At 61.6% G+C, this 15338-nt stretch carries 16 protein-coding genes; 10 read left to right on the top strand and 6 right to left on the bottom strand.

Annotation, left to right across the window (positions count from 1 at the left end):
- Positions 1-168: 168 nt before the first annotated feature.
- Complete coding sequence (locus AC56K1_RS04045) at positions 169-582, bottom strand: hypothetical protein (protein ID WP_497156546.1); 414 nt, start codon at positions 580-582, stop codon at positions 169-171.
- 364 nt (positions 583-946) lie between these two features.
- Here AC56K1_RS04045 and AC56K1_RS04040 point away from each other — a divergent pair, with 364 nt between their 5' ends.
- The 5 genes from AC56K1_RS04040 (at position 947) to AC56K1_RS04020 (ending at position 6123) form a co-directional block, all read left to right on the top strand.
- Positions 947-1876 carry a pyridoxamine 5'-phosphate oxidase family protein gene (locus tag AC56K1_RS04040; protein WP_497156545.1) on the top strand — a complete coding sequence of 310 codons (930 nt, stop codon included), beginning with the start codon at positions 947-949 and terminating at the stop codon, positions 1874-1876.
- A 379-nt stretch (positions 1877-2255) separates the two neighbouring features.
- Positions 2256-2480 carry a hypothetical protein gene (locus tag AC56K1_RS04035; protein ID WP_497156544.1) on the top strand — a complete coding sequence of 75 codons (225 nt, stop codon included), beginning with the start codon at positions 2256-2258 and terminating at the stop codon, positions 2478-2480.
- 54 nt (positions 2481-2534) lie between these two features.
- Positions 2535-3764, top strand: coding sequence for an EAL domain-containing protein (locus AC56K1_RS04030; protein WP_497156543.1), 1230 nt, complete (start codon positions 2535-2537; stop codon positions 3762-3764).
- A 323-nt stretch (positions 3765-4087) separates the two neighbouring features.
- On the top strand, positions 4088-5071 hold the full coding sequence (locus AC56K1_RS04025) for an alpha/beta fold hydrolase (protein ID WP_497156542.1): 984 nt from the start codon (positions 4088-4090) through the stop codon (positions 5069-5071).
- 140 nt (positions 5072-5211) lie between these two features.
- A complete protein-coding gene (locus AC56K1_RS04020; RefSeq protein ID WP_497156541.1) occupies positions 5212-6123 on the top strand; it encodes a LysR family transcriptional regulator in 912 nt (303 codons plus the stop codon).
- 178 nt (positions 6124-6301) lie between these two features.
- Here AC56K1_RS04020 and AC56K1_RS04015 read toward each other — a convergent pair whose 3' ends face one another.
- The gene (locus AC56K1_RS04015; RefSeq protein ID WP_497156540.1) at positions 6302-6511 is read right to left on the bottom strand and encodes a hypothetical protein; all 210 of its coding nucleotides are present in this window, start codon (positions 6509-6511) and stop codon (positions 6302-6304) included.
- 16 nt (positions 6512-6527) lie between these two features.
- Here AC56K1_RS04015 and AC56K1_RS04010 point away from each other — a divergent pair, with 16 nt between their 5' ends.
- Positions 6528-7412: a LysR family transcriptional regulator gene (locus AC56K1_RS04010; protein WP_497156539.1), complete on the top strand. Its 885-nt coding sequence runs from the start codon at positions 6528-6530 to the stop codon at positions 7410-7412.
- A gap of 168 nt (positions 7413-7580) precedes the next feature.
- Complete coding sequence (locus AC56K1_RS04005; protein WP_497156538.1) at positions 7581-8024, top strand: hypothetical protein; 444 nt, start codon at positions 7581-7583, stop codon at positions 8022-8024.
- A 53-nt stretch (positions 8025-8077) separates the two neighbouring features.
- Here the strand turns inward: AC56K1_RS04005 and AC56K1_RS04000 are convergent, their stop codons facing one another.
- On the bottom strand, positions 8078-8986 hold the full coding sequence (locus AC56K1_RS04000) for a LysR family transcriptional regulator (RefSeq protein ID WP_497156537.1): 909 nt from the start codon (positions 8984-8986) through the stop codon (positions 8078-8080).
- Between the two features lie 142 nt (positions 8987-9128).
- Between AC56K1_RS04000 and AC56K1_RS03995 the strand changes: the two genes are divergently transcribed.
- The 3 genes from AC56K1_RS03995 to AC56K1_RS03985 all read left to right on the top strand — a co-directional run bounded on the left by AC56K1_RS03995 (position 9129) and on the right by AC56K1_RS03985 (position 13729).
- The gene (locus AC56K1_RS03995; RefSeq protein WP_497156536.1) at positions 9129-9884 is read left to right on the top strand and encodes an SDR family NAD(P)-dependent oxidoreductase; all 756 of its coding nucleotides are present in this window, start codon (positions 9129-9131) and stop codon (positions 9882-9884) included.
- 985 nt (positions 9885-10869) lie between these two features.
- Positions 10870-12042 carry an FIST signal transduction protein gene (locus tag AC56K1_RS03990; protein ID WP_497156535.1) on the top strand — a complete coding sequence of 391 codons (1173 nt, stop codon included), beginning with the start codon at positions 10870-10872 and terminating at the stop codon, positions 12040-12042.
- Positions 12043-12049: 7 nt separating this feature from the next.
- Entirely contained in the window at positions 12050-13729 is a 1680-nt protein-coding gene (locus tag AC56K1_RS03985) for a hybrid sensor histidine kinase/response regulator (RefSeq protein ID WP_497156534.1), read from the top strand.
- Between the two features lie 319 nt (positions 13730-14048).
- Here the strand turns inward: AC56K1_RS03985 and AC56K1_RS03980 are convergent, their stop codons facing one another.
- The 3 genes from AC56K1_RS03980 to AC56K1_RS03970 all read right to left on the bottom strand — a co-directional run bounded on the left by AC56K1_RS03980 (position 14049) and on the right by AC56K1_RS03970 (position 15337).
- The gene (locus tag AC56K1_RS03980; RefSeq protein ID WP_497156533.1) at positions 14049-14189 is read right to left on the bottom strand and encodes a helix-turn-helix domain-containing protein; all 141 of its coding nucleotides are present in this window, start codon (positions 14187-14189) and stop codon (positions 14049-14051) included.
- Between the two features lie 81 nt (positions 14190-14270).
- Positions 14271-14963 (bottom strand): MOSC domain-containing protein, encoded by a 693-nt coding sequence (locus AC56K1_RS03975; RefSeq protein ID WP_497156532.1) that lies wholly within the window; start codon positions 14961-14963, stop codon positions 14271-14273.
- Positions 14960-15337 carry a c-type cytochrome gene (locus AC56K1_RS03970; RefSeq protein ID WP_497156531.1) on the bottom strand — a complete coding sequence of 126 codons (378 nt, stop codon included), beginning with the start codon at positions 15335-15337 and terminating at the stop codon, positions 14960-14962. Before AC56K1_RS03970 ends, AC56K1_RS03975 begins: the two co-directional genes overlap by 4 nt.
- Between the last annotated feature and the right edge of the window lies 1 nt (position 15338).

The raw sequence follows: 15338 nt of genomic DNA, 5'->3' as shown, positions 1-15338 counted from the left end.
GGGACCTGCCAGCCATCCGATGCAAACATCCTGACAACCCCATCAGTTGCCAGGCGACAATTTTCAGACGTTTGAAAGGTAGGGCGCGTCGACAATGTGTCCACGCTAATTACTGAACAATATGCGGTCGATGTGGTCAACCGGACGTGCTACAAACCACCTTACGAACTAGGTGAATAGGAAGATTTGCCGCTCGTCCGAAACGATTAGGCTGTAGATGAATCCGATCAAGGCAATGAAAGCGAGCACCGGACAGCCATCCGCAAGCTTCATGGCAAACGCAAGGAGATTGGCGAACGCCACCAGGAAGAACTCTTGCACCCGACCATGTCCGGACCTGCCCATCTCCAGTTGCTCAGAGACTTCGCCCAGCAGATGAACAGCATCAAAATGGAAATCGATGCCGTGCAGGATGCAATGATCCAGCATGAGGCCATGGCCGCCCTCAAAAAAAGCAAACGGCGCCATTGAGCTCAAGGCATGGCATGCCAGGGTAGCCAGGCGCACTCGCCCTTGGCGCGCTTCGGCGCCGTCCAGGCCACGCGTGGACAATGCATCCGGAACTACGCCGCTTGCCCGCATGCAGTCTGCAAAATGTTCGATGTCCTGCTAGCGCTGCGCCGGCGCAGGAAGGCGGCAAACCGACCATCGTCCTGATCCATGGCGCCTTTGCCGATTCATCGAGCTGGGATGGCGTCGCCGCCAGGTGCATATCCTCGAAGGCGCCACTTCCTAATGGACACCCGATGGTCGAGGTCGCCGCAATCACTGCTGGCTTCATGGGCGGCCAACGCGCGGCTCGAGTCGCTAAGCCCTGAACAACCGGCACGCGTAGCACGCGTGATTTCATCCCGCGGAACAATCAATTGCGCCGAGCACGGATTCTGTCCAGTCACGCTATTGCCGACAATGCGTCCATTGCCCACCCAGACGACAGGAATCCATCATGTCCGTATTTTCATTTCACCCAGGCGAGCGCGCAGTCCAGCTGCGCGCAGGCGAAGCAGCCATCGCAGATCGCAACGGCACCGTGATCGCTGCCAGCATTTTAGGCGGCGCCCGGAGCTTCATCAGCAAGCAGTTTATGGTCGTGCTCGCAAGCAGCGATGCCGACGGCCGTGTTTGGTCATCGGTCGTTTACGGCAAGCCGGGTTTCGTAAGCGCCGCCGGCGATGCACTGATCGCACTCGAGGTCACTACTGGCCGGCGCGACGGCGCCGATCCGTTCTGGGCCAATATTGCGGCAAATCCGGCGGTCGGCATGCTATTCATCGAACTGGGCACGCGGCGCCGCTACCGCATCAACGGCATGGTCAGCCATAAGGACGAGGCAGGTCTCGAGATCACTGTGCAGGAAGCCTATCCCAACTGTCCAAAATACATCCAACGGCGCGCGCTTCGTGCCCTGAGTACGGAAGGAAACGCTGATGGCGTTGCGACCGGCAACAGTATTGGCGGCAGCGTCGAGGCTTTGCTGCGCGCCGCCGACACGGTGTTCGTGGCGAGTGCAGCTACCGCAACCGGCGCCGACGCCTCGCATCGCGGCGGGCCGCGCGGATTCGTCCAGGTGATAGGGCCGCGAACCTTGCGCATACCCGACTACCATGGCAACAGCATCTTCAACACGCTGGGCAACCTTGAAGTGGACGCACGCTTCGGACTGTCAGTTCCCGACTTCGAAGGGAGCCGACTGCTTCAGATGAGCGGGCGCGCGCGCCTGCTGTGGGACCAGGACGATCCGCAAGGATTGACCGGCGGCACCGGGCGCTTCCTGGAAGTCGAGGTCGAGCGCTGGATCCTGCGCCATGTCGCGGAGCGCCTGGAGTGGGAATACCTGGACGCCTCGCCCTTTAATCCCCCCGCCGCGGGTGCCTGACCTGCCCTCAGGTCGCGGAGCGGCCCGCTCCGTGCTGGGCGCGGATCACGTCCTCAGCCCAGCTCAGACCCGCGATACCGTCGGGTAGCCGACCGTACAGGTCGGTCGACATCGTGTGCCTCCTTCGGGCCGGCGGGCGCGCCAGTTCCCAGTATAGGCACAGGCAGGTGCGATGCAAGGCATTGCCGAGCCGGTCCAAACCGGCAACCGAGCGTCAGGCATGCCGTTTGCCGAAATAATCCATTTCCCGGCGCGTCGTTTCTGCTTCGGCAGGCGTTCCCTAGAATGAATCCTTATTGCCGCCAACGCAGCCCGCGGGATCCGCCCGCACCACCTCATCGTGTCAACTGGTTCCCGTCCGAACCTACCGGAGAATGTTATGCGAAACCTGACCAAAGCCCTTCCCAGGCTGGAGCGTGCCTGCCCCGTCCTCGGCCTCCTGCGCAGCCTGCTCGGCTCGCTGATCGTCCTGGCGCTGCCGCCGGGCGCCGGCGCGGCCCTCATCGGGCTGGCGACTGCATTGCTCTGGCGCCTGCCGGTCGACTTCCCGGGACTGGCCCGCTCACTAACCCCACACAGTGTACAAGCCTGTCAAATCGCTTGACGATGCGAACCGATCGGCGGATAAAGAAAATATTCTTTCCGCTTGGGGGTCGCCATGGTCACGGTAACGACGAGCGAGGTCATGCAGGGCTTGCGTGACGGGGAATTCATCCTGCACTACCAGCCCAAGGCATCCTTGATCAGCAACCGCATCGTCGGGGCTGAAGCGCTCGCACGCTGGCAGCGCCCTGATGGCGTGCTGCTCCCGCCTGGCGCCTTTATCCCGGTCGCCGAGCGTTCTGGTTTGATCAACCGCCTGACGCTGCAACTGCTGCCGAAGCTCATGGATGACCTTGCTGCGAAGGGCATCAGCAGCGACATGTGTGTCTCGTTCAATGTAACGGCACCCGACCTTGAGGACGATGTGCTGACGGAACAGGTTCTGAGCAGCGTGGCGCAAGGCCGCTTACCGCCGGACTCGCTCGAACTCGAGATCACCGAAACCCAGGCCATGCAGGCCGGGCACAGGATGGTGCACAATGTGGATGCGCTGGCCGAGGCAGGTATCGGGCTGGCGATGGACGATTACGGCGTCGGCTACTCCTCGATCGATACACTCAGCCAGTGGCCGTTTACCAGCATTAAATTAGACCAGGGCATCGTCGGCCGTATGCTGAATTCGGCAAAGAACGCCACCATCGTTCGCTCCTCAATCCGGCTCGGACACGAGCTTGGACTGCATGTGGTCGCCGAGGGTGTCGAGACGTCGGAGCAGCACGATTTCCTGGTCGAGGCCGGCTGCGAAATCGCGCAAGGCTACTTGGTAAGCTATCCGCTGCCGCTGGCAGAATTCGACGTGTTCCGGCATAACATCGGCAAATGCCGGGGCATGCCGATAGGGCTGGTACACATGGCCATCGTCGACCACGTGCAATGGCGGCGCCAGATGGTCAGCTACGCGATCCAGCGCAGCGCACTCCCTCCGGATTCCCCGGTCCGGCAGATGGAGGGCTATCCCCCGCTGTGCCTGACCAAATGTGCGCTTGGCAAATGGTATATCGGCGATGGCCGCTATTTCGCCGATACCCCCATGTACCAGGCCATCGACGCGCCGCACCGGAGCCTGCACGATGTAGGGGGCCAACTCGTCGGCCGTATCCGGGCAGGCGCGGCGCTCAACGACATCGTTCCCCTGCTGTACGATTTGAAGCAGGTCTCCACAACGCTAATACGGCTCCTCGAAGATCTCGAGGACGCCGGCCTGCAGTCTCTGTATACGAGTCCGCCCGCCCAGTGCGCGCACGTGGCCTCTGGCGGCGCGGGATCAATCCAAACTTCCCACTGATAAACACCGGAAGGGCTGGCGATCCAGCGCCGCTTGCGCGCACCTAATCCGCCCTTGCGCGTGCCTGGGCGTGCAGAACGCGTCCGTCCCCGACAGGCATGGGATCCCTATCAAACGGCACGTCAGTTTCGGCAAGCGAAATACTCAATTGAGACCCCCACCATTTTTCTCCTTCACGACCATCCCTAGAATGGATTCATCTGCTGCACGGTTCTCGCAAATTAAGCGTGATCGAAGGCAGGCCTGCCAGCCGCCTATCACGCAGTCCGGCACAAGGCATAACGAGAACCTCATTCCATTGACTGATCCACAGGAGAATCATCATGCGCATCATCCGTACCTTTGCCCCCCTTGCAGCGGCGATGACCTTGGTATTCGCTTCGAATGCTACCTACGCGGCGCCGGCACCGGCTAAAGCTACAGCCAAGCTTGCCAGCACGGCCAGCGTCAGCTACCGCACCGTCAAGGTCGATGGCGTCAACATTTTCTACCGTGAAGCCGGCCCGAAGAACGCGCCGACAATTCTGCTTCTGCATGGCTTCCCAACGTCATCGCAGATGTTCCGCAACCTGATCCCGCTGCTGGCTGACCGCTACCATGTCATCGCACCGGATTATCCGGGCTATGGACAAAGCGACATGCCCTCGATGAAGGACTTCCGGTACAGCTTCGACAACCTTGCCAAGGTGGTCGACAGATTCACCGAAGCCGTGGGCGTGACCAAGTATGCGATGTACGTGCAGGATTACGGTGCGCCGATCGGTTTCCGGATCGCTGCTGCGCATCCCGAACGCGTCACCGCCATCGTCGTGCAAAACGGAAATGCTTACGATGAAGGTATTGACAACGATTTCTGGAAGCCTTTGAAGCAATATTGGGCGGACAAGTCCGAAGCCAATGGCGCGAAACTGCGCCCCCTGTTCGAGCTGGGCGCGACCAAATGGCAATATACGGAAGGCGCGCGCGATGTCACGCGGATCAGTCCGGACGCCTGGACCCTGGATCAGGCCTACATGGACCGCCCCGGCAACAAGGACATCCAGCTCGAACTGTTCTACAGCTATGGCAGCAATCCGGGGCATTATGCGCAATGGCAGTCGTATTTCCGCAAGCATCAGCCACCCATGCTGATTGTCTGGGGGAAGAACGACAAAATCTTCCCACCAGCTGGCGCCAGCCCTTACTTGCGCGACCTGCCGAAGGCGCAACTGCACCTCCTCGATACCGGTCACTTCGCGCTCGAAGAAGACAGTGCCACGATCGGCGCGCTGATGCGCCCCTTCCTGGCCAAGGCCCTGCGCAAATGATCCAGGCGGCCGGCAAGCTACGATGCTTGCCGGCCACGCCAGGATGGGCTGGAGACGACGCCAGCCCATCCTGGCATTTCAATCGACCCAGGCACACGGTCGTCAGCCGCGACGAACCGCGAAGACCCTCCTTCGGACTCATGACCACACTTGCCGAACTTGAAGCAGTACTCACGGTCGCGCGCATGCGCGGCTTTCGCGCGGCTGCCACCGCACTTGGCGTCTCGACTTCCGCCGTCAGCCATACGGTTGCCGGGCTCGAGAGGCGATTGGGCGTGCGCTTGTTCAATCGAACGACGCGCAGCGTCGCAGTAACGGAAGCTGGCGCCGAGTTTGCCGCCGCCATTGCACCGGCACTCCTGGACATCCGGCATGCGATGGAAACGGCCGGCAGTAGCAGCGGCCAGCCGTCGGGCACGCTGCGCATCAATACCTCCGCTGCCGCCGCCTTGCGCTGCATGCCCTTGTTCATGGCGTTCGCCGCCCGCTACCCGGCGGTGCATCTCGACATCGTGACCGAAGGCCGGCTGATCGACATTGTCGCCGGTGGTTACGATGCTGGCATCCGTCTTGCACAGAGTGTTCCGCAGGATATGATTTCGATACAAATTGAACCGGCACTGCGCTACGTCGTCGTCGGTACTCCGGCGTTAATCGAAGAAATTGGTGCGCCAGCCACGCCAGCCGACCTCCGTACCAAACCCTGTATCCGAATGCGCCTGCCTAGCGGCGCACTCTACCGCTGGGAACTCATGGCCGACGGCCTCCCAGTTGAGATCGACGTGAGTGGCATGCTAACCTTCGACAACCCGGCCCTGGCGAGGGAAGCCGCACGTGGAGGGCTGGGTTTGGCTTACCTCGCGGAGTGGCATGTCGCCGAGGATATCTCCAGCGGTCATCTGGAGCAGGTGCTCGGCGACGCCTCCCTCAAGGTCGAAGGACTATGCCTTTACTACCCGGGGCGTCGTCACGTCTCGCCCAGCCTTCGCGCACTGGTGAACCTGGGACGCGAACGGTTTCGTACCCACGAGCGCCTCCGTCTGGACCGGTAAGCTGAGCCAGGTGATGCAAACCGGTGCAGATACCAACGCATACAGAACCCCGGCTTCGTCAACATGTGCCCGATACATGTGCCGCGTCTAATGCAGGCTCCCATCAGCCGCGAAGTGTTCCTTGTCCAGTCCGATCGAGTTTTTCCTGGCCTTCTTGGCCGGTGCCGCTGCCATTGCGTCATCGTAAAGCCACCTGCTCATTCAGCACAGCCAACGACAAATCACCGCAGAGCCTTGGCGAGAGCAAGGTTTCGCCCGCATCATAGCGGTAAAAACAAGCGCGCACGCAGGCTCTCGCCAAGTTGATTGTTATCGACAAGCTTTTGCGAAATAATGCCTGTGCAAGTCCTATCGCGGTTTCAACTTTTTTCGCCAGGAGAACAGTCATCGACCAAATCCACCTCATGCAGGTATTCGTGACGGTTGGCGAAGAAAGCGGATTCGCCTCCGCCTCGCGCAAGCTCGACGTCTCGCCGGCGGCGGTCACGCGCGCGATCGTCGCTCTCGAAGAGCAGCTGGGCGTGCGCCTGTTGCTGCGCACTACGCGCAATGTGCGCATGACGGATGCCGGACGCCAATATTTTGATTCGGCCCGCGCGATCCTGGCCAGCATCGCTGAAGCAAATGAAGCTGTCGCCGGCACCAATAGCCAGCCCCAAGGCACGCTAGCGATCACCGCGCCAATTCTCTTCGGTCGCATGATGGTGCTGCCTTGCATTGTCGACTATATGCGTCAATATCCCCAGGTCGAGGTAACCGCACAGTTCCTGGACCGCGTTGTCAACGTCGTGGAAGAAGGAATCGACGTCGCGATTCGGATCGGCCACCTTCCCGATTCCGCCTTGCGCGCCACCCGTGTAGGTCAGGTCAGGCGCGTCTTGTGCGCCGCGCCAAGTTACCTCGATGCCTCAGGGGTTCCTGCCCATCCATCGGACTTACTGCAACATACCGTCGTGTCTTCGAGCGCCGTGTCGCCTCGGGTCGAATGGCGCTTCGGACAGGACCCAGAACCTTTCACCGTCAGGATGAAGCCACGCTTGACGGTCACGAGCAACGATGCGGCGCTATCTGCTGCAATCGCCGGAGTGGGCATCACCCGCTTGCTTTCCTATCAGGTGGCAGATGCAGTGAAGGCGGGCCAGTTGCGCCTCTTGCTCGAGGACTTCGAGGAACCACCGTGGCCAGTGCAGGTGGTCCACCGCGAAGGGAAAAACGGGTCTCTGAAAATCCGCAAGTTCATCGACAGTATCGTCGAGCATTTGCGCACCCACCCCAGTCTCCAGCCCTAGGCTGCCCCGAGGCTAGTTCACGCTTCCTGCGCCACCGTCGGGCGCCACCGCCGCGCCGGCCGTAATCGAATGTATCGAGCTGTCGCGCTTCTGTATCGGGGCCCTGGATCCCCTGGTGTCGCGGGTAATATCGCCCCCGTAACGGGCCTCGCCGACAACAAGGATGACATGAAAAACCAACAACGATGGATCGCACGCACGGCTTTGGTGCTTGCGGCGCTTGGATGCAGCGCGACCGTATCGGCCAGTGTCGATACATCTGCAAAACCCGGCGGTGTTTACAAGCTAGAACCCGGGATCTACGTGGCCCGCGGGAGCAATTGCGCAGCGCCTGAGAATGCTGCGCTCCGCCAGTACGACGGCCATGGCATCAGCACGGCGCACAGTCGCGCGTGCAGGGCGACTGTGCTGAAACGCAAGGCCGGCCGCGCTACGGTCGAACAGCGCTGCGTCGGCACTGGATCGGGGCCGGGACGCCGGGAAATACAGCGCCAGATGGTCGTCGTCCACGACGCGCTGACATTTACCCAAATCATCAAGGGCGCGTCGACGACCTACCGCTACTGCGCGCCTGACCAGCTGCCGCAGGCCATACAGAGGTCCCTGCACTGACCATGCGGGCGCGCCGGGCAGCAGGCCGCGCGGGCCAGCTTGGCGCCTGGCGCTCAGACGAGGGGCACTCCATCGAGTCCCGGCGTACGGGCAAAGACGCCGCCGATAAATTCGATGAATGCGGAGGCCCGTCGCGGGAGCAGGCGCTCGGCCGAATACAGCGCATTCAGGGGTGTGCCGGGGGCGGCGTGATCCGCCAGCACCGCCCTCACCTCGCCCCGCTTGAGCTCGGCGGCAAGCATCCATGAGGGAAGATAACCTATGCCCATGTCGCGCAAGACCGCGCGGCGGATGCCTTCAAGGCTGTTGAGCCGCAAGCGCCCGCTCACATGGAGGTCGCCGCTGCTGAACGGCCAGCGACCGCTCGCGCTTCCGCTGCCCAGCAAGGTGTAGATCAGGCACTGATGCTGCAGCAGATCGGAAGGGGTGGCTGGTGTGCCATGCTGATCGAGATAGGCCGCGCTCGCCACGCAGATGCGCTCGGAAGTCCCTACCCGGCGTGCGCGCAATGCGCTGTCCTTCAGTGCCCCGCCGCGCAGCGCGATGTCGACACCTTCGGCCACCAAGTCGATGTAGCCGTCGCTGAGCCGCAGCTCGACTTGCACGTCGGGGTAGCGCGCCAGAAAGGCCGGCATCGCGGCCATCACGACCTCAGTGCCCAGGCTTTCCGCACACGACACCCGCAGGAGTCCATGCGGGTTCTTTTCTCCGCGCGCATCGGACTCCGCCTGCGAGATCACATCGAGCGCGTGACGTGCTTGGGCGTAATAGCTCTGCCCCTCAGGCGTTGTAGCCAAGCGGCGCGTCGAACGATGCAGCAGCCGGGTGTCGAGCAATTTCTCAAGCGACGCGATGTGCCTGCTAACGTTGGGCTGGCCGACCTGCAATTCCCGCGCCACAGCCGAAAAGCTCCCCGTTTCCACCGCCCGTACGAAGCAATGCATCCATAGCAATTTATCCAATTTGACTGCGCCTTTCGCAATTCATGCAGTCAGAGCATAAATCATATGCGTCCAGCCTGTCTTCCGCTCCACCTGCATCCGCCCCACACTGAATCTGTGCTCGAGATCGAGCGCGTTTCAAATCCATCCTCAGGGGAAAACCATGTCACTGAAACTTACAGAAAAAGTAGCGGTCGTTACCGGCGGAAGCACTGGTATCGGCCTGGCCATCGCGAAGCGCTTCGTGAGCGAAGGCGCAATCGTCTATATCACCGGCCGCCGCCAGGCCGAACTCGATGCCGCGGTATCCGCGATCCGCGGCACGGCCACGGGTGTCCGGGTCGACTCGGCCGATGTCAGCCAGTTGCAAGCGCTGTACGATCGAATCAAGCAGGAGCATGGCAAGATCGACGTGCTGGTGGCAAATGCCGGCGGCGGCTCCCTGCTTCCCATTGGGCAGATCACCGAAGCGCACTACGAGGACACGTTCTCGCGCAACGTGAAAGGCACTTTATTCACCGTGCAGTGCGCCCTGCCCTTGATGGGCCCGGGTTCATCGGTGATCATGACCGGCTCTACTGCCGCCAGCGGCGGTACGGAAGCTTTCAGCGTGTACGCCGCTTCGAAGGCTGCAGTGCGGGCGTTTGCCCGGAACTGGATCGTCGACCTGAAAGGCAAGGGCATTCGCGTGAACACGCTCAGTCCGGGCCCAATCAAGACACCAGGCCTGGTCGAGCTGGTTGGCACCGATCCGGATCAGCAGCAAGGCTTTCTGGACCACTTAGCGTCCCAGATTCCGATGGGCCGGGTGGGTCATCCCGACGAAATCGCGAAGGCCGCTGTTTTCCTCGCATCCGATGACTCAAGTTTCGTCAGTGGTGTCGAGCTGTTCGTGGACGGCGGCATGCGCCAGATTTGAGGCTCATCTGGCCCCGGATGCCGTCACCGGCTGATCGCAACAGAATGGCCCAGCGGACAAGTCAGAATCGCTGCCTAGGGCCGGGGGACGGCGATCGGCCGGGGCAGGATGCCTGACGCGCGCAGCAGTTTGACTCCCATATTCGCTTCTGGCCGATCTCGCCCGTCGGACAAGGCATATCAGGTCGACGGCGCCGAAAAAATCGCAGACCGTCACGAAGGACTGGAGTCGACCCGAAAGCGTCGTTCGGCAAGCTCAATCCATCAATAGGCCACGGTAGTTTGCTGGCACAGCCATTCCTGGCCACTGAAGAGCGTTCCTGGGCTTGTCGAAACAAAAACCTGTTCGACACAAAATCTCCAGACTTCACTTGTCGGCAAGCCCACATAACGGTAGCGCGATGCTGAAAATTATCCCACGCGGTGTCAAGCGCGGGGGCGAGCTTCGGCACCGATGTCTGAAGAACAGGTTCGTTCGAAGTTTGGACCGTCTGCTCATGCTTCGAGTCAGGGTTCGGGCTTTTGCATGCAGCAATCTGGCATACCCCCCACCGAGACCGACACGTTCGACCGACAGCAGACGGTCGCCAGCAAAGGATGAGTCGGCTATTCCGTTGCCTTCAGCTCACGCGATAGCGCATCCGACTCAACCGCCAAGCACATTCCGTCGCTCAGTACGATCCGGATACAGCCTGTTGAGCAAGGTGCCGAGGGCTGGCCCAATGTCAGCTCGACCCGACCTCCTTACGCGATCCCCTGTGTTTTGCTTTCGTTTCGTTGGCCTGTAACGGCCATGAGCCCGGCCGGTTGAGCGTTGCTACCCTGCAGTTGAACAGCTTACGCTGTTTAACAATTTTAGTGCCACCTGACACATATTTGCTAAAATTTCTAAAGTGCAGTATTTTGGAATGCGTATGAGGTAGGCGTTCTTCCGCTACTCTCTCTGCAAGATACTGTCCCTCGTTCTTTTTCTTCATAGGTTATACATGGCAAATACGATAGTGGCAGTCAGTCACACGTCCCTCTGCGTGCCTGACGCCGCAGGCCAGGCGCTCGCCGACTCGATCCTTCACAAATTGGATGGTGGCCGTCCCGATGTGCTGATCGTATTCGCCTCGCCCGAATTTGATTTTCCGCTACTGTTGGGCGCGCTTGACACCGCATGCCAACCGCGCCTGCTGGTTGGCTGCTCGTCAGCGGGGGAATTCTCCGGCTGCGCTACCGGCAATGCTTCGGTTTCTGTCATGGCGATTCGCGCAGATGATATTCTGTTTCGGGCTGGGCTGGGCACTGGTCTTCGGAATAATTCCGGCAGCGCTATCGACCAGGTAATGCCGGTCTTTACCGGTAGTGAGCATCCGGACTTCCCCTACCGTAACGCGCTGATATTGACCGATGCGCTCGCTGGCTATGTGGACGAGATCATCCACGAAATGATGGTCCTTACCGGCGGCACGTACCAATTGTTCGGCGGTGGAGCCGCCGACGACGCCAAGTTTCATAAAACACATGTATTCATTGGCACAGAAGCGCATACAGATGCGATCGTCGTTCTGGAAATGTTGTCGAAAAAGCCAATCGGCCTCGGCGTTCGCCATGGCTGGCAACCAAGCGGCCCGGCGCTGCGCGTCACCGAAGCCCAAGGCACCCGCTTAGTCAGCCTGAACGCCGCACCTGCGGTAGAAGTCTTTGAAGAGCATGCGCAAGCGACTGGCCAGACCTTCAGCCGCGCCGACCCGCTTCCGTTTTTCCTTCACAACGTGATCGGCATCGACACCGGCGACGGCTATAAGCTGCGTGTACCGCTTTCCCTCAATGAGGACGGGTCGATTTCATGTGCCGCCGAGGTACCAGTCGGGGCCACGGTCCATATCATGGTAGCCAATGAGGCGTCGGCTTGCGACGCGGCGCGCCAGGCATCGCAGGCGGCGCTCGATGGCTTGGATGGTGGCCAACACGCTGGCTCGCTGCTTTTTGACTGTGCGGCTACGCGTCTTCGCCTGGGACATCAATTCGGAGATGAACTGGAAGCAGTTGCGGCGACGCTAGGGTCCGAAAATTTCGCAGGATGCAATACTTACGGTCAGATTGCAAGAAGCACTGGGCAATTTAGTGGGTTCCATAACTGTACCGCCGTCGTGTGCGCAATCCCACTCTGAGTGCACGATGATTCCGTTTGAGCTCGTCTCCATCTTTATTGATTTACAGACGCCGGACAGGAGACGCGCCGGAACGGATAAGCTTGCGCGTTACGCGGGCGTTGCACAGGTCCTGGTGTTCAGCAGGGACGTCGAGGTCGGAATATTCTTGCCCGCTCCTGGCTTACCTCAGACACTTCGCTGTGGTGGCCGCTGGCAAGAGTTTTTGCGTCAGTGTGCGGACGCACGTAGCGCCCAGTCGTCCCTGCCCTTGGCCGAGGACGAGTCAGACCTGCCTGTCTGGGGCCACTGTGATTGCTCAGGTAGTGCGATCGTAGTGTTCATTGGGGCGCAAGCTGCAGCGTCGGTGCGTACTGCCATCGCGGCCCTGCTGCCCCTGCTTGGCGCCAAGCTGGCCGGCGAACGGGCTGAACTGGCAGCCGCCGGCCTTGCCGCTGCCGCACGCGACAGCAACCGGCGCGCCAGCCAACTCAATGACGCCCTCGACGCCAGCCGTCGCGAGCTGCAGGCGGCCTACCAACGAGCCGAAAGCGAACTGATCTCGCGGCGCGAAGCCGAGGGTAAGCTGCGTGACGCCGACCGCCGCAAAGATGAATTTCTAGCGATGTTGGCGCACGAACTGCGCAATCCATTGGCCCCGATTGGCATGGCCGCCCAGATCCTGCGTGTCGGTCAGGTCACGCCCGCGCGACTGAAACAGACCTGCGAGATTATTGACCGCCAGATAGGTCATATGACCAGCCTGCTGGACGACCTGCTTGACGTCTCACGCGTTACAGGCGGCCTGGTGGCACTGGCGCGGGAACCGCATGAGATGAGCGCGATCGTACGCGATGCGGTAGAACAGGCGCGACCGCTGATTGACGTGCGCCGTCAGCGCTTATCGCTCACGCTATCCGCGCAAGCTGCGCAGGTGTACGGTGATGGTACCCGGCTTGTCCAGATCCTCACAAACCTGCTCAACAACGCGAGCAAGTACACCCCGCAGGGCGGCGTCATTGAACTGGAACTAACGCAAGACTCTGCAATGGTGCAAATCGTAGTGCGCGACAATGGCATCGGCATCGACGCCGCGCTGCTGCCTCATGTCTTCGATCTGTTCGTGCAAGGCGAGCGCTCGCCGGACCGGGCTCAAGGCGGCCTCGGACTCGGGCTGGCCCTTGTCAAGGCCTTGGTCGAACGGCACCAGGGAAGCGTCAGTGCGGCCAGTGCGGGTCCTGGCGCAGGCAGCGAATTCACCCTCCGGCTGCCACAGGCGCAAGGCGGCGCACCGGTGTTTGCACAGCGCGAATCGGGCGGAGCGGCCTGCGCCCGTGGAATGGACATACTCATCGTCGATGACAATGCCGATGCGGCTGAAACACTATCAATGTTCCTCAGCACAGTCGGATACCGGCTACGTGTCGCCTACGAAGGAAGCACCGCGCTGGAGCTGGCTGCGCAGGCTCCGCCGGATATTCTACTGCTCGATATTGGCTTACCCGACATCGACGGCTACGAGCTGGCACGGCGGGTCCGCGCGCTGCCGCAGACTGCGCACGCGACGCTGATCGCGCTGACTGGCTATGGCCAGCCGGGAGACCGCGAACGCTCGGTCGCCGCGGGTTTCAACCACCACCTGACCAAACCAGTGGACGCCGCGGCGCTGCTGCGCCTGCTGGCGACCGTGCCGAAACAAACCGCCTGATCTGTCGCGTCAGCAGCGAACACGGAACAAAAAAAGTCGACCCGCTCTTGGCCGAATTGCGAACTTTCCGACAGTGAATTTCCCTTGACACGCTCGATCATGGTTTTGGTCCCATGACCCGAGCTTTTCTGCACGTTCGATCCCGCCACAACGATCATTACGGCGAGCAGCTTCCTCTATACAGGAGAACGGCGTGCTGGTGCATTCATGTGTTCGGGTTCCAAGTGTTGGCATGGCGTCATCGCCATGCCGCCGAATCTACCCATCCACTGGACGTGTCCACCACGCAATAGTCAATGCACTGATTCGTGCGCCGGGATCATGAATCATCTTTCATCGATTCCACGCTTCCCGATTGGCCGGACTCGATACGTTGGACGGTACGCGCACTGAGCCCGCTGGCGTCGGCCAGTTGCTGCTGCGACCAGCCCCGTTGGAGGCGCATTTTTTGAATCGACATGATGATCTCCTGGTGCGGAACGGTGATGATCGGACAGCAAACCCGGCCTGGCTACGACAGCGGCACGACAGGCGCGGGACTTCAGCTGCCTGCGTCGTACAAGCCAGCCCCGTCCCAGCGCGGCCGCGACAAAGCGGCGCTTGCCGCGACCGCCTTGATTGCATACGATGGGCCGAGTTTGGCGAGCATGCGCGGGAAAGCGCGGCAATAAGTCGACTCGATGCCTGCCAGCCGGGCCAGGTCGCGGTAGGCGACCACGCTGCCTTCCGGCACCGCATCCAGCACCTGCGCCACCCGCCCGCGCCAGTCGTCGGGCCATGCGGGCATCCGGCGGCCCAGCTCCTCGATCGCGTCACCCGGCCGGATCGTGCCGCCAGCAAGAACGCGGGCCAGCATCCCGCGGTGCGCACGCACGCTGCTCGCCAGGCCGGGCCGCTGCAGGTCGAGCTGGCCGCAGGCTTCGCACCGGAACATCAGGCGCAGGCTCACCTCCGCACCGATGTGCAGAACGGTGCCGGACGCGAGCTGCGAGGTATCCACGTCGATCAGCAGGTTTTCGCGCAAGGCGTGCCGCGGCAGCGACAGGGAATCGTAGATGCCACTGCCGGCCAGCAGCAGTTGGCGTGGCGAGCGCGGATCGGCATGCCGGTCGCCAGCCAGGCCGACGCCGCCAAGGGCAAGCGCGGCATCGATCCGCCGCGGAGCGCTGCTACCCGCCGGGCGGATGGCCAGCGCCAAGAGCTTGCCAAGCGGGCGCGCCGCCCCGAAACTCAAGGATTCCCACCTTTCGCCGTACGCAGGTAGGCCAGCAAATCGGCAATCTGGCGCTCGTTGCCGATGCCCCAGAAGCGCATCTTGTTCCCCGGGACGACCGCGTCCGGGTCGCGCAGGAAGGCGGCGAGCTTCTGCTCGGTCCACACAAAACCGGCCCGCTTCATCGCAGGTGAATACGCGAAATCGGGCGCCGAACCGGCGCGGCGGCCGACGATGCCGTTCAGCTGGGGACCGAAGTTGCTGCGCGCGGTGGGGCCGACCTGGTGGCAGTTGGCGCAGCGCTTGAAGGCCAGCCTTCCGGCCGCGAGCGGGTCGGCCGCCTGCGCGCCGGATACCGCAGCAAATAAACACAGGCCGATAACGAGCGCGCGCATG

This window comes from Telluria sp. ZB4P37 (assembly GCF_059685855.1).
This window is presented reverse-complemented; position numbering and strand designations above follow the sequence as displayed.

Bases quoted from the DNA above. Each gene is read 5' to 3' on its own strand.
- AC56K1_RS03980 (WP_497156533.1), bottom strand. From the start codon at position 14,189: ATGTCGATTCAAAAAATGCGCCTCCAACGGGGCTGGTCGCAGCAGCAA.
- AC56K1_RS04045 (WP_497156546.1), bottom strand. From the start codon at position 582: ATGCGGGCAAGCGGCGTAGTTCCGGATGCATTGTCCACGCGTGGCCTG.
- AC56K1_RS04010 (WP_497156539.1), top strand. From the start codon at position 6,528: ATGCAGGTATTCGTGACGGTTGGCGAAGAAAGCGGATTCGCCTCCGCC.
- AC56K1_RS04035 (WP_497156544.1), top strand. From the start codon at position 2,256: ATGCGAAACCTGACCAAAGCCCTTCCCAGGCTGGAGCGTGCCTGCCCC.
- AC56K1_RS03985 (WP_497156534.1), top strand. From the start codon at position 12,050: ATGATTCCGTTTGAGCTCGTCTCCATCTTTATTGATTTACAGACGCCG.
- AC56K1_RS04015 (WP_497156540.1), bottom strand. From the start codon at position 6,511: ATGACTGTTCTCCTGGCGAAAAAAGTTGAAACCGCGATAGGACTTGCA.
- AC56K1_RS04025 (WP_497156542.1), top strand. From the start codon at position 4,088: ATGCGCATCATCCGTACCTTTGCCCCCCTTGCAGCGGCGATGACCTTG.
- AC56K1_RS04040 (WP_497156545.1), top strand. From the start codon at position 947: ATGTCCGTATTTTCATTTCACCCAGGCGAGCGCGCAGTCCAGCTGCGC.
- AC56K1_RS03970 (WP_497156531.1), bottom strand. From the start codon at position 15,337: ATGCGCGCGCTCGTTATCGGCCTGTGTTTATTTGCTGCGGTATCCGGC.
- AC56K1_RS03995 (WP_497156536.1), top strand. From the start codon at position 9,129: ATGTCACTGAAACTTACAGAAAAAGTAGCGGTCGTTACCGGCGGAAGC.
- AC56K1_RS04005 (WP_497156538.1), top strand. From the start codon at position 7,581: ATGAAAAACCAACAACGATGGATCGCACGCACGGCTTTGGTGCTTGCG.
- AC56K1_RS04020 (WP_497156541.1), top strand. From the start codon at position 5,212: ATGACCACACTTGCCGAACTTGAAGCAGTACTCACGGTCGCGCGCATG.
- AC56K1_RS04030 (WP_497156543.1), top strand. From the start codon at position 2,535: ATGGTCACGGTAACGACGAGCGAGGTCATGCAGGGCTTGCGTGACGGG.
- AC56K1_RS03990 (WP_497156535.1), top strand. From the start codon at position 10,870: ATGGCAAATACGATAGTGGCAGTCAGTCACACGTCCCTCTGCGTGCCT.